The sequence below is a fragment of the Emticicia sp. BO119 genome (assembly GCF_013912375.1).
Taxonomy (GTDB): Bacteria; Bacteroidota; Bacteroidia; order Cytophagales; family Spirosomataceae; genus Emticicia.
This window is the reverse complement of the sequence record NZ_JACETV010000001.1, coordinates 430451-443682: the sequence shown is the minus strand read 5'-3', so window position 1 is coordinate 443682 and position 13232 is coordinate 430451. Positions and strand designations below refer to the sequence as shown.

Annotated in this window: 11 protein-coding genes; 8 read left to right on the top strand and 3 right to left on the bottom strand. The window is 37.9% G+C overall.

Features of this window, described 5'->3' with window-relative positions; translation table 11 throughout:
• Positions 1-67: 67 nt before the first annotated feature.
• From H1R81_RS01920 to H1R81_RS01910, 3 genes are read left to right on the top strand one after another with little or no spacing between them, the layout of a single operon-like run.
• The gene (locus H1R81_RS01920) at positions 68-1246 is read left to right on the top strand and encodes a glycosyltransferase family 9 protein (protein WP_181838985.1); all 1179 of its coding nucleotides are present in this window, start codon (positions 68-70) and stop codon (positions 1244-1246) included.
• Positions 1239-2495 (top strand): glycosyltransferase family 1 protein, encoded by a 1257-nt coding sequence (locus H1R81_RS01915; RefSeq protein WP_181838984.1) that lies wholly within the window; start codon positions 1239-1241, stop codon positions 2493-2495. The genes H1R81_RS01920 and H1R81_RS01915 overlap by 8 nt, the downstream gene beginning before the upstream one ends.
• Before the next feature lie 47 nt (positions 2496-2542).
• Positions 2543-5404, top strand: coding sequence for a PVC-type heme-binding CxxCH protein (locus H1R81_RS01910; RefSeq protein WP_181838983.1), 2862 nt, complete (start codon positions 2543-2545; stop codon positions 5402-5404).
• A gap of 51 nt (positions 5405-5455) precedes the next feature.
• Here the strand turns inward: H1R81_RS01910 and H1R81_RS01905 are convergent, their stop codons facing one another.
• Entirely contained in the window at positions 5456-5866 is a 411-nt protein-coding gene (locus H1R81_RS01905; protein ID WP_181838982.1) for an OsmC family protein, read from the bottom strand.
• A 192-nt stretch (positions 5867-6058) separates the two neighbouring features.
• Here H1R81_RS01905 and H1R81_RS01900 point away from each other — a divergent pair, with 192 nt between their 5' ends.
• The 3 genes from H1R81_RS01900 to H1R81_RS01890 all read left to right on the top strand — a co-directional run bounded on the left by H1R81_RS01900 (position 6059) and on the right by H1R81_RS01890 (position 8420).
• Positions 6059-6739, top strand: a complete 681-nt coding sequence (locus H1R81_RS01900; RefSeq protein ID WP_220275153.1) for a lysoplasmalogenase family protein — start codon at positions 6059-6061, stop codon at positions 6737-6739.
• A 143-nt stretch (positions 6740-6882) separates the two neighbouring features.
• Positions 6883-7557: a lysoplasmalogenase family protein gene (locus H1R81_RS01895; RefSeq protein WP_181838980.1), complete on the top strand. Its 675-nt coding sequence runs from the start codon at positions 6883-6885 to the stop codon at positions 7555-7557.
• 188 nt (positions 7558-7745) lie between these two features.
• On the top strand, positions 7746-8420 hold the full coding sequence (locus H1R81_RS01890) for a lysoplasmalogenase family protein (protein ID WP_181838979.1): 675 nt from the start codon (positions 7746-7748) through the stop codon (positions 8418-8420).
• On the opposite strand, the gene H1R81_RS01885 is transcribed toward H1R81_RS01890, so the two are convergent.
• Both H1R81_RS01885 and H1R81_RS01880 read right to left on the bottom strand, forming a co-directional pair.
• Positions 8399-8773 carry a VOC family protein gene (locus H1R81_RS01885; RefSeq protein WP_181838978.1) on the bottom strand — a complete coding sequence of 125 codons (375 nt, stop codon included), beginning with the start codon at positions 8771-8773 and terminating at the stop codon, positions 8399-8401. The genes H1R81_RS01890 and H1R81_RS01885 overlap by 22 nt on opposite strands.
• Positions 8774-8884: 111 nt before the next feature.
• Complete coding sequence (locus H1R81_RS01880; protein ID WP_181838977.1) at positions 8885-9373, bottom strand: cytochrome c; 489 nt, start codon at positions 9371-9373, stop codon at positions 8885-8887.
• Between the two features lie 145 nt (positions 9374-9518).
• Between H1R81_RS01880 and nuoL the strand changes: the two genes are divergently transcribed.
• Both nuoL and H1R81_RS01870 read left to right on the top strand, forming a co-directional pair.
• Complete coding sequence (gene nuoL / locus H1R81_RS01875; protein WP_181838976.1) at positions 9519-11579, top strand: NADH-quinone oxidoreductase subunit L; 2061 nt, start codon at positions 9519-9521, stop codon at positions 11577-11579.
• A gap of 33 nt (positions 11580-11612) precedes the next feature.
• The gene (locus tag H1R81_RS01870) at positions 11613-13190 is read left to right on the top strand and encodes a NuoM family protein (RefSeq protein WP_181838975.1); all 1578 of its coding nucleotides are present in this window, start codon (positions 11613-11615) and stop codon (positions 13188-13190) included.
• Positions 13191-13232 lie beyond the last annotated feature (42 nt).

The window sequence follows — 13232 nt, the reverse complement described above, 5'->3', positions numbered from 1 at the left end:
AGCTGCCTTGTGATGATTTATAATCACTGACTCTTTCAATCATTCAATTCTTATTTAAAGAAACTATATGAGAAAATACTGTGGAACCCCACGGGAGACTATTCCATTTACAGTAATGGATTTTTTCGTGGATATATACGCAAAACTTTTTTTTAAGAAACGAAGGAGAAATACTGATATTCTCTCTCCTAAACGTATTCTGATTGCATCATTAGGCCATTTGGGCGATGCACTCACAGTTACATATATGTTCCCTTTAATCAAGAAAAGGTATCCTGAGGTAAAAATTGATCTTTTAGCTCCTAAATGGTGCGAGGCCGTTAATCTGCATAATCCCTATTTAGGCCGCACCATTTATATCAATCATTATCAGACCAACCGCAGGAAAATTTCACGCTGGGAGAAAATAAAAGACCATTTCCGGACATTCAGGGAAGCTCTACCCCTATTGAAACAAGAATCTTACGATTATTATATTGACATACGCTATAGCGATGCCGTGGCACATTTTGTACTGCCATTTATTAAAGTCGGGAAAGCCTATGGTTTTGCCCGCAGAGGTTTAGGTGGTTTGTTAGACAAAGAATTTGATGTTCCTGTCAATGAATTTCACCATTTTGATATGTATTTTATGCTCTTGCATGAAATAGGTATTAAAGGCACTTTGGCAGACGTTGAACCTTACTTTCCGGTTTCTCCTGGCACAACCATTGAAAAGATAAAACAGAAAATAACTTTGCCTAAAGGTTCTTACCTGATGGTATTTCCTGAATCAGGCGGTGAGCACAAACAACTTTCACCTGCTTTCTGGGCATCGGTTCTGACTGAAATTTTAGAAAAAACCGGATATTATATCCTGCTTTGCGGGCAAACCGGGGTTTCAAAACAAATATGGGATTTAATTAATATACCAACATTCAATCGAGTGATTGATACTTCAGGTAAAATTAATATACATGAAATAGCTCTTTTGTCTCAAAAAGCCACATTTGCCCTTACACTCGACTCGTTCCCCGAGCATTTGTGTTGCATCTTTTGTAAAACAATTTCCGTCTATAAAGGCACAGGTTATCCGTTTTTCCCATTGGCAAATTTTCCGGTATATTTAATCCACAATCATCAGCCAAGTGTAGGATTACCCTTCGGAAGAGATAATGTAACATTACTATATAAAGAGGAAGTAGAAACCTCTGAAACAAAAGAATTAATTGTAAACAGGATAAATGAGATAATTATACATGAGTAAAATTGTTTTAGATAGTTCCGTTCTTGGTTTAGGGTTCTTCCATGAGCAATCACGTACAGGCGTTTATCGGGTAGCCGAAAACCTGTTAAAAGGGCTATCCGAAAGTAACACTACCGAGTTGTCTTTGGCCAGTACCGAACACTTGCCCGAGACTTTAGCCTATCTCGAAAAGTTTTATCCGAACATTTCTTTACCAGTAGTCAATAAACCCGAAGACCTCAGATTAGCGACATTTGAAAACAATATTGTTTCTGCCTTTACCTACAGGTCTCTACCACAGAAAATAATCAGAGAGGTTTTCACTCGTCTGCGTAGAAGATTTAAACCTTTCTATCAATTTGATACTGCATCTTTAAGTACCTATAATATATATCATTCACCATTTCTGCCAATTCCGCAAGAATTAAAAGGAGCATCAAAGCCTAAAAAAGTAATTACCATTCATGATTTAATACCCCACTTGTTTCCTGAGTACTTCGGAGCATGGAATATTAATATGATGAAAAAAATTCTTGAAAGTATTGATACAGACACCTACCCCGTTTGTGTATCAGAAGCCACCAAAAACGATTTATGCGAAGTAACAGGTATTTCACCTGATAGAGTTTTTGTAGCACATCTGGCAGCATCAGAAGATAAATTCTATCAGGTTCGTGACAACGAAGAAATAGAAAGAATACTAAAAAAATACAACATAAATATTCATAAAAGATACCTGTTATCTATAGCAACACTTGAGCCCCGAAAGAATATTGAGCGCACCATCAGGAGTTTTCTGAAACTGATTCAACAAGAAAAAATAGATGATCTGAATCTGGTGCTTGTTGGAACAAAAGGCTGGGATTTTGAAACTATTTTTGATGAGATTAAAGCCAATCCACTTCTGAAAGAAAAAATCGTTGTTACTGGCTTTGTAGCAGACGAAGATTTAGCTGCTTTATACTCAGCTGCCTTAGCCTTTGTGTACCCTTCTTTATACGAAGGCTTTGGTTTACCCCCTTTAGAAGCCATGCAATGTGGCACACCCGTAATTACCTCAAACAAAAGTGCAATGCCGGAGGTGGTAGAAGATGCGGGTTTTTTGGTTGAGCCAACCGACGAAAATGCTATTGCGGATGCTATGCTGAAGCTCTATACTAATAAAAATTTACGTATTGCATTAAGCAAAAAAGCCATTCTTCAGGCTCAGAAATTCTGCTGGAAAAAATTTACTGAACAGCATATTCAGATTTATCAGCAAATTTCCTAAATTTAAAACTTGTATAGACAAGTACTCATTCAACCCCTTAATAAACTATGTTCTTCTCTAAGAAAGCCTCTGCTATCTTTTCGGTTAGCGTTGCCTTAGTGTTGGCTACCGCTTTTGCACCAGACCCCGATGAAGATAAAAACAAACTCTATGTGCCCGACGACTTAGAAGCTACCCTTTGGGCTGAAACCCCGATGCTGCATAACCCAACCAATATGGATGTAGACTATAAAGGGAGAATCTGGATAACAGAAGCTGTTGACTACAGGAATTTTAATACCAAACCTGGTGAACGAATCAATAATGAACAAAAAGGCGACCGTGTAGTGATACTGGAAGATACCGATGGAGACGGCAAAGCAGATAAATCAAAAGTTTTTGTCCAGGATAAAGACCTCGTGGCTCCACTTGGTATCGCCGTAATAGGTAAAAAAATTATCGTCTCTGCTGCACCCAAACTGATTGTATTTACAGATGAAAATGGCGATGATATTCCCGATAAAAAAGAAGTTTTACTAACAGGCTTTGGTGGTATTGATCACGACCACTCTTTACATTCTGTTACTGCCGGGCCGGATGGTAACTGGCATTTCAATACAGGTAATGCAGGGCCACATATTGTAACAGATAAAGGTGGCTGGACACTCCGCTCTGGTAGTTCTTATTACGGTGGAACCCCCTATAACAAATCAAATCATGGCAATCAGAAATCAGATGATGGCAGAGTCTGGGTTGGTGGATTAGCCTTAAGAATAGATACCGAAGGAAAAAACCTGAAAGTAATGGGGCATAATTTCCGTAACAGCTACGAAGTAGGTTTGGATTCTTATGGCAATATGTGGCAGAATGACAACGACGACCAGGTGATTACCTGTAGGGTAAGCTATCTGATGGAAGGAGGTAATGCAGGCTATTTCAGTGCAGATGGTACACGCTTCTGGCAGGCTGACCGCAGACCTGGCCAAGATATGTTTACCGCTCATTGGCACCAGGATGACCCCGGTGTACAACCTGCCATTGATAACTCAGGAGCCGGTTCACCAACAGGAATTGCTTTTTATGAAGGCGATGCTTTAGGTGAACAGTACCGGGGCACTTTATTAAGTTGCGAAGCAGGCCGGAATGTAATTTTCTCTTATCAGCCAACTATTAAGGGGGGGGGCTTTCAAATGCAACGGCATAATATGATTAGTTCTTTCCCAAAAACCGACGACCACTATATATGGCACGACGAAAGCCAGGATGTCCGTAAATGGTTTCGCCCAAGTGACGTAGTAGCTGGTACTGATGGAGCTATCTATATAGCCGATTGGTATGACCCTGTAGTAGGCGGCCACGCCATGCACGACAAAAAAGCCTATGGTCGTATTTTCAGAATTACCCCTAAAGGCAAAAAACTTAACCCTCCGGTTATAGATTTAACAACAGTACAAGGCCAGGTAGAAACCTTAAAGAATCCTGCCATCAATGTACGGAACCTGGGCTTTGAAGCTTTGCGGAAAGGCGGTAATGTTTCAGAGGTTAAGAAATTATTGCAGGATAAAAATCCTTATGTACGGGCAAGGGCAGTATGGTTATTAGCCAAAATGGGTGATGATGGCATAAAAGAAGTAGAAAAAGTATTGGATAATGAAGATGTTAGTCTGAGAATCACGGCTTTCAGAGCATTGCGGCAGGTGAAAACAGATATTTTACCCATTGCTGATAAATTGTCAACCGATAAAAATACTGCTGTCAGACGAGAAGTTGGCATAGCCTTAAGAGATTTACCTTTAGCCTCAATTAAAGGCATTGTGAATAATCTGATAAAAGGCTATGAGGGTACCGATCGTTTTGAGATAGAGGCTATCGGGCAGGCATTAGATGGTAAAGAAAGTTCATATTATCAATCCATCAGACCTACATTACCCAAAGACCCAATTTCCTGGAATGAAGCAACTGCCAGCCTTATCTGGCGTTTGCACCCTGTAGAAGCTGTTAACGATTTAAAACTAAGAGCAAGTGCAAAGAATTTAAGTGAACCCCAAAGAAAACAAGCCATGACAGCCTTAGCCTTTATCAAAGATAAACGGGCTGTTACCGCTATGTTAGAACTGACTAAAAACCCATTGAAAGAGGTAGCCGATCAGGCTTTCTGGTGGATAAATTTTAGAAAAACTAATGATTGGGCAGATTTAATGGACTGGGAGAAAGCAGCCAATACTCAGATGTCAGCCCAGCAAAAACAAATGATTGCATTAGAAAAACAAATGCTTGATAAAAATCTGATACTGGCAACAAGAGAAAATGCGGCAGAAAAAATGGCTAATGACATGATTGGTGGTAAAATGCTCCTGAGCCTGGCAGGTGAAAATCGGATACCCAAAGAAGTAAGGAATGTAGTAGCAGAGCATATTTTTAATAACCCTGACAAATCTATCCGCATGATGGCAAGTGATTATTTCGTACGCCCAAGTGGGAAGGAAATATCAGTTAACTTAGCCCTTGAAATGCCCTCAGATAGGAAAAAAGGCTATGAGGTTTTCAGGAAAAACTGTGCTACTTGCCACAAATTCGATAAAGAAGGGGCTGAAATTGGTCCAGAACTCACCCTGATTGGTAAAAAATTTGATAAAGCAGGTTTGCTCGATGCCATCGTGAACCCGTCAGCCAGCATGGCATTTGGGTATGAACCTTTGATTGTAACCACCAAAGATAAAAATACCTACTATGGATTTTTGGTAGGTGACGGCGCAACCCTTACGCTGAAAGACGTATCAGGGCAATTAACCGCTATCAAAAAGGCAAACATTGCCAGCCGGAAACAACTCAAAAACAGCCTGATGCCTGAACCTTCTTCAATGGGTCTGAAAGAAAAAGATTTATCAGATCTGGCAGGTTATTTATTAAAATTGCCTTTGGAAGAATAAAACAAAACCCGCAATATTTCAATATATCGCGGGTCTTTTCTTTTTTACTGCTTATGCCAATGTAGCGTCAACAGTTATTTTGGTATTCAACAATTTAGAAATCGGGCAATTTGCTTCGGCATCAGCTACTAATTCATCAAATTTTTCTTTTGAAATCTCCGGTACTTTAGCATTCAGTGTCAAATGAGATAAAGTAATTTCACCATTTTCAAAAGTAATTTCACATTTGGTTTCCAGATTTTCAGGCGTAAATCCAGCACCAGAGAGATTAAAACTTAATTTCATCGTAAAACAACCGGCATGCGCTGCGGCTACCAATTCTTCCGGATTAGTACCTACGCCTTCGGCAAAACGAGAGTTAAATGAGTATTGTGTCTGATTCAAGACCGTACTTTGAGTAGTAAGGTGTCCGTTACCTTCTTTACCAGTTCCTTGCCAAACGGCAGTCGCGTTTCTTTTCATTTTGTTGAATTTTTAGAGGTTCAAAACTTGCATTGCAAAAGTAAGACTTTTACAATTTCAGTGTTAAAAAATCAGATAAACTTATTGCAAATTATTCCTAATCAATATCCTGAAATCTGGAACGATTTTTTCAATATTTATTCAAAAAACCAGTATTTTTGTTTAATCTTTGCTTCATTGTCCATTTCAGAAATGCCATTTAAATTAAAACTGATATATATACTCTGTTGTTTAATAGATGCCATAGCCTTTACGTTTCATAATAAATGGCTCACTCCTTTTGGTGCCTTACCAGTACTTTGTTTACTTACTTTCTATTACTTAAGCAATAATGGAACTTACAAACTCAAAGATTATACTTATACTTTAGGGCTTACATTCTCTGCCATTGCAGATTTTGTATTTGAGTTCAGAACCATCATCGCCAAAGTAATAGCAATGGTTCTTTATGTATTTACTTTTTCATTTTATATTGCCATTGTTCGCAAAGAAGCAGTTTTTAGTACCTCCCCTAAAGAACTATTAAAGCTGATACTCAATCTCATCTTGATTATGTCTCCTTTTTTCTTCGTTTTTTCAAAAGTACCTACAGATTATTTCTTCTCTTCTATCATCTATATGGTATTTCTATCGCTGCTTTATATCAATGCACTCCTAAGAAAAACCAATAAAAGCAGTTATCAGTGGTTTTTGGCAGGAACTTTAGGCTTTGTTTCATTAACAATTACCGACATCTATTTTGCCTTTGTCATAAAAGTTCCCCATGGTGATCTTATCAACAAAGTGCTCTATCAATTTGCCCAATATGCCATTTTTCTTGGGGTTATTAAAACAAACAAGAGTTTTAATACATTTTCGGCCGCCAATGAGTAATATTAATAGTTTCAGACTTATTTCTTTACCATATACTGTAAGACCTTAAATGGCTATTAATCAGAACTTTAGTCTGATATTTTTGCAATTGGCAAAAAAGAGGTATTTTTGCTCTACAATTGCTTCATTTGCCTCTTTCTGAAATGCCCTTTAGATTAAAACTCATTTACATACTCTGTTGTTTGGTCGATGCTGCTGCTTATATCCTTTATAAGGACGAGCTAAGTTTTCTGAGTGCCTTACCAGTTCTTTGCCTTCTTTTTTTTTACTACGCACAACGTAAAGGTCAATACAAACTAAGAGACTATACCTATAGCATAGGGCTTGGTCTGGCCGCAGTAGCAGATATCATTCTTGAGTTAAGGAGCACAACTGCAAAAATCCTTGCTTTGGTTATGTACATGCTTAGTTACTCCTTTTATATTGCCACTGTTCGCAAAGAAGCAGTTTTCGGATCTTCAACTAAAGAATTACTCAAAATAATAGCCAATATGGTACTACTGATTTCTCCGGTACTCATAGTATTTTCCGACATTCCATCCGATTATTTTTTTGCTTCGATGATTTATATGGTATTTCTGGCTCTTTTGTATATCACAGCCCTTTTGCGTAAAACCAACAAAAGTAGTTATCAATGGTTTCTTTCAGGTGCACTTTCATTTGCCATTCTTACCATTTGCGAAGTATATTTCTCCTTTATTATTAAAATACCTTATGGCTCAATCCTCATAAAAGCGATCTACAGTTTTGCCCAATACGCTACTTTTATGGGTGTTGCCAGAATCTATAAAAGTTTTTATCCTTCTATTTCAAAGTAAAATTCGGTTTTCTTAGTTTTCAGGCATACATTTTGAATACAGATTTATAGTTTATGTTTTCGGTACCATAAACCTCTGTTCTGGAAATATTTAGATTATTAACCTTATTTCAATTTTTTTGGAATACTTTTTCAGAATCTGAAAAACAATTAGTTTTGTTTAATAAATTTGTCGATTTTCAAATCCTGATGCCTTTAAGATTAACTCTCATATATATAACCTGCTGCCTGATTGATATAGTAGCCTATATATATCACAGAGAATGGTTTGGTATTGCCAGCTCGTTTCCGCCACTTTGTCTACTCATATTTTTCTTTCTGCAACGCCATGGAGGATATAAGTTAAGAGATTATACTTATACATTTGGCCTGCTCTTGGCCGCTGTTGGTGATATAACCTTTGAAATCAGAACCAACAATGCCAAAGCTTTATCATTACTTTTTTATATGCTAAGTTTTTCTTTCTATATTGCCACAGTCAGAAAAGAAACTGTTTTTACTTTTTCATCTAAAGAACTCCTGAAAGTCTTCCTCAATTTACTACTGATTACAACTCCGTTTCTTATTATTTTTTCAAAGCTTCCTTCCAATTATTTCTTCTCTTCTATACTATATATGGTTTTTCTATCATTGTTTTATATTACAGCATTGCTTCGCAAAACCAATAAAAGCAGTTATCAGTGGTTGTTGGCCGGAGCCTCACTATTTGTACTTTTAACTGTGTGCGAAGCATATTTCTCTTTTATCATCAAAATACCCTACGAAGCTGTAATCAATAAAGTAACTTATGGCCTGGCTCAATACGCAACTTTTATGGGAGTTATTAAAACTTATAAAAATTTTTATCCCGGAAGCGAAAATTGAGGGTTATAAATAAATCCGATTACATTTCCCCATAAATCTTTTACCGCTCCTACAATAATCCCCCCTCCTACTTCTGTAGGTTCTTCATAGCTTGTTGCTCCTTTAGCTATAACATGGCTCACAATATCTTCCACATCATCAACACCCCAATAAGTAACTACACCATCAGTTTTACCTTCGTTTTTTGCATCTGGTTGTAAGCCCAATTCATAGCCACTCACATTGAACCCTACATAAAATGGCTCGTCAAAATAAGGGGCAATACCAAATACATCGCTGTACCATGCTTTGGCTTTATCAATATCGTCTACTTTGTAAATAGTTGTCCGAAGACCTTGTAATGGAGTTTTCATAGATTTGAATTATTTAGTGATTGAGCGATTGAGTGATTTTTAGACTTCAAAAATAAGAATCTATTTCAGCAAATTTACTTGCCGATATATTAATAAAGAAATACCCCTTATTTAAGGTAAAACTATATCCCGTCTGCCTTCCTCAATATAATTCAGAATTGCATCAATATCTTCATCTTTTAAATTTGGGAAGGTGGACATTTGCGTTTTATTATATCTGTTGAATAATTCAACTGCATATTTATCTTTACTTGCAATTACTTTAGGCGAGTTCCTAATCCATTCTCTTATCCATTTTATATTTCTTCTTTCCTCTATACCCTGTAAACCTGGCCCTACCATAACTTCTGTAGTAATCGTATGACATTGAGCACAGCTTCCCTTAAACATTTCCATACCTTTAGTGGCAGATTCGGATAGTTGAATGTTTTCGGTGACTGGTGATTCCAATACATGATTGACAGAAGATTGTTGAGGCGGATTATCCTGATTGATATAATAAAAGGCGGTTGCTGTAAAAATTATTATTGAAAGAGCGTAGAGGATAGCCAGAGTTTTGAACAATTCTAAAACTTTGATAATTGTTTTTTGTATATCCATTTGAGAAGTGTTTTTAGTCAAAGAGATAACATAACTTTCAGAAATTTAGTGCTTCCGAATTTATAAAATAAAGACAAATTTAGGCTTCATCTTTGCTTTATAACTCATTACGTAAGATATTTGCAAAAATACCCTCTTTATCTGAATGTCTGCCGAGCAAGTTATATTGATTAACCTATTGTTATACTTAGTAGGATTTTCGTTTTTAATATTCAAGCGAAACACTTTAAGTGAACAATCTGTTGGTTTTCTTTCGGTAACACTCAATGTGATAGGTGTCCTTTTCTCAATGGGTATCCGTCTGAGCGATATAATGGGTGATGTGATTCACTATGATTGGTTTTATATAGGTGATACACGCTTCAGTATTGATATTATCTTCAACGAACTCACTTTTCTGATGTATTTCCTGGTGCAGTTTATTGCATTATGGGTTCAGGTTTTTTCTCTCAGATATATGGCCGGAGATCCGAGCTTCGGAAGATACTACGCCTATATCAATCTGTTTATTCTGGCAATGGTCGGTATAGTAGTATCCGGTAATCTGCTCATGATCTATATGTTCTGGGAGCTGGTAGGGGTTTGTTCTTATTTATTGATTGGATTCTGGTACGAAAAGCAATCGGCTACTAACGCCGCTAAAAAAGCCTTTCTCGTCAACCGGGTAGGTGATATAGGTTTTTTAGTGGGCATTTTTCTGATTTACCGATATTTCGGTACTTTCGATATTGCAATAATTATAGAAAAAGCCAGACTCATCCCGTCGGCTTCTTTTAATAATCCCCTTTTAACAACCATTGGTTTATTGATTTTCTGCGGTTGCATTGCCAAGTCTGCTCAATTACCGTTACAGATATGGCTACCCGATGCAATGGAAGGCCCTACACCGGTTTCGGCATTGATTCATGCCGCTACAATGGTGGCAGCCGGTATTTTTCTGATGGCAAGGATTTTCCCGATTCTGACTCCAGATACCCTTTTGGTAATGGCCGTAGTAGGAACTCTTACAGCGTTTTTCGGAGCCTGTTCGGCATTGAATCAGTATGATATTAAAAAATTACTTGCCTATTCTACTATTTCACAGTTAGGCTTAATGGTAATCAGCTTAGGAATAGGTGCAGTCAATGCAGCACTTTTTCATTTGGTTACCCATGCGTTTTTCAAAGCTGGCTTATTTTTATCCGCAGGAGCAGTAATCCATTATACGCATCACCAACAGGATATGCGACATATGGGCAACCTGCGGAGGCAGATACCAATTATTTTCTACTGCTACACTATTTGTGCGGCGGCACTGGCAGGTATCCCTTTATTTTCCGGTTTTTTATCAAAAGATGCTATCATTGTAGCCGCTTTTGAATGGGCCGCCAATCAGCCTTCTCAAATTTATTTTGTTATTCCGGCTGTTTGTCTGATAGTTTCAGGCATGGGCGCTTACTATATGATGCGTCAGATATACCTGGTATTCCTTGAAAGAGAAGACAATCCGCTTGAATTGATTTCGTCAGGTGCAGTAAGTTTCTATAAAAACGTAGCTAAACGTATTGAGGGGATTGTAAAAGTGGAAGACGATGATAACGAAGATGATAAGTTAACAGTTGAGGCATTTTATGAAGCCATTTCTGTAATTGGTCCAATGGAGTTAGCCGTTATTATTATGGCTATTGGTTCTATCGGGTTTGTTTTTTCTTTGAACCCGTTTTACGCAGAAAGCAGCTGGTTTTTTGATACTTTTCCGCATGAATCTAAAAACTACCATTGGATTGCCTATGTGGCCATTTTAGTTTCCCTCAACGGGGTTTTATTAGGCTATATTTACACCAAAGAAGAAAGCAACAGATTAGACAAATACAAAACCCAGCCAGACGGATTTATTGCCAGATTAGTATTCCGGAATTTCTACCTGAGCGAATTGTATCAGGCTGTACTTGTAAATCCGATGGTATGGATAAGCCCTGTATTACATAAATTTGACGGCATCATTATTGATGGATTTGTGAATCTGATGGCTAAACTTTTCCTGAATATCTCTATGGCTGTTAGATGGATTGAAGAAAATGTGGTAGATGCAGCCGTTAACTTCCTTGCAAATCTGACTAATAAATCGGGGCATTATACCCGGCAGATCCAGAACGGCAAAGCCCAGACCTACATTATAACCATTTTTGTTTGTCTGGTTTTAATCATTGTCTTATTAATCATATAACCTAAAACAAATTCTCGTTCTGAGGATCGTGGCATGAATAATATTTTACTTTCAACACTCATTTTTCTTCCGGTTATTGCGGCAGCATTAGTGTTGTTATTGCCCAATGCTTACAAAGATTCGTTCAAATGGATATCAATTCTTGTGAGCATTATTAATCTTTTAAACATCTTTACACTTTATAATACTTTCGACCGTAAGCTTACCTCTTTCCAGTTCTTAGAGCAATATGAATGGATCAGAATGGGGCTCGGTAGCTTAGGTACACTCTCTATTGACTATATCTTAGGAGTTGATGGCATTAATATGCCAATGGTTTTACTTTCAGGTATTATATTTTTAGCAGGTTCGGTGGCGTCATTTACTATCGAACACCGCCCCAAAGCTTACCATGCCTTATATCTTTTGCTAACAGGGAGTGTTATAGGTTGTTTTGTAGCACTTGATTTCTTTCTGTTCTTTATCTTCTTCGAGTTCATGCTATTACCCATGTATTTCCTGATCGGCATTTGGGGTGGTGAACGAAGAGAGTATTCGGCCATTAAATTTTTCATTTATACTTTTGTAGGCTCTATTTTTATTCTGATCGTGATGATTGGTCTGACCATGTCCGTCAGCGATACTTTCTTTTCACAAGAATTAAATACCGTTGTGCATACCTTTGATTTCAGGCTTTTAGCTGATTTCAAAAACTATATTTCAGGCTCTTTACTATCGCCTGACAACAGTCAGGATATGTTTGGTATTCCAGCACGTTTATTTGCTTTTATATTGTTGCTCATTGGCTTTGGTATCAAGCTACCTGCTGTACCACTGCATACCTGGCTGCCCGATGCCCACGTAGAAGCACCTACACCTGTATCTGTAATTTTAGCTGGTATTTTGCTGAAAGTCGGTGCCTATGGTTTTATCCGAATCGCCTATGGGTTCTTTCCTGACATTGCTTTCGAATACACCCATATAGTAGCCGGCGCCGGAGTGCTGTCTATCATTTATGGCGCATTCAATGCACTGGCACAGGAAGACCTGAAAAAAATGATAGCTTACTCATCGGTTTCGCATATGGGTTTTGTACTCTTAGGCTTATCTTCCTTAACTGCCGAGGGAGTCAACGGAGCCATATATCAGATGTTCGGACACGGTATTTTGTCGGCTATGCTATTCCTGATTGCCGGAGTTATTTATGACAGAACCCACAACCGGCTGATTGAGAATTTCAGAGGACTTTCTTCTAAAATGCCCCTCTATACAATGGCCGTTACAATTGGGTTCTTTGGTGCCTTGGGCTTACCTTCTCTGCCGGGTTTTGTTGGTGAGTTTTTTACACTCATGGGTGGCTTCCAATCAAAGGTATTGCCTGATTGGGTTCCTATGTTAGCTACTTTAGGGCTGGTACTATCGGCAGGATATTTTCTTTGGACGCTGCAAAAGATGTTCTTCGGCAAATTCTGGGTAAACCGAAACCATGAACACCACATGAAGGATTTAGACATCCGGGAAATAGCAATGCTTTATGGCCTTGCTGCATTAGCAGTTATATTTGGTATTTTCCCGAACCTGATTTTCGATATTAGTGGCGAGACCGTCAAACTATTTTTAGACAAATTTTAACCCCAAAAGTATTTTATACTTAAAAATGACAACTAATATCGG

Excerpts from the sequence above, each read along its gene's own strand:
- H1R81_RS01920 (WP_181838985.1), top strand. The coding sequence starts at position 68 with ATGAGAAAATACTGTGGAACCCCACGGGAGACTATTCCATTTACAGTA.
- H1R81_RS01890 (WP_181838979.1), top strand. The coding sequence starts at position 7,746 with ATGCCTTTAAGATTAACTCTCATATATATAACCTGCTGCCTGATTGAT.
- H1R81_RS01915 (WP_181838984.1), top strand. The coding sequence starts at position 1,239 with ATGAGTAAAATTGTTTTAGATAGTTCCGTTCTTGGTTTAGGGTTCTTC.
- H1R81_RS01895 (WP_181838980.1), top strand. The coding sequence starts at position 6,883 with ATGCCCTTTAGATTAAAACTCATTTACATACTCTGTTGTTTGGTCGAT.
- H1R81_RS01910 (WP_181838983.1), top strand. The coding sequence starts at position 2,543 with ATGTTCTTCTCTAAGAAAGCCTCTGCTATCTTTTCGGTTAGCGTTGCC.
- H1R81_RS01900 (WP_220275153.1), top strand. The coding sequence starts at position 6,059 with ATGCCATTTAAATTAAAACTGATATATATACTCTGTTGTTTAATAGAT.
- H1R81_RS01880 (WP_181838977.1), bottom strand. The coding sequence starts at position 9,373 with ATGGATATACAAAAAACAATTATCAAAGTTTTAGAATTGTTCAAAACT.
- H1R81_RS01885 (WP_181838978.1), bottom strand. The coding sequence starts at position 8,773 with ATGAAAACTCCATTACAAGGTCTTCGGACAACTATTTACAAAGTAGAC.
- nuoL (WP_181838976.1), top strand. The coding sequence starts at position 9,519 with ATGTCTGCCGAGCAAGTTATATTGATTAACCTATTGTTATACTTAGTA.
- H1R81_RS01905 (WP_181838982.1), bottom strand. The coding sequence starts at position 5,866 with ATGAAAAGAAACGCGACTGCCGTTTGGCAAGGAACTGGTAAAGAAGGT.
- H1R81_RS01870 (WP_181838975.1), top strand. The coding sequence starts at position 11,613 with ATGAATAATATTTTACTTTCAACACTCATTTTTCTTCCGGTTATTGCG.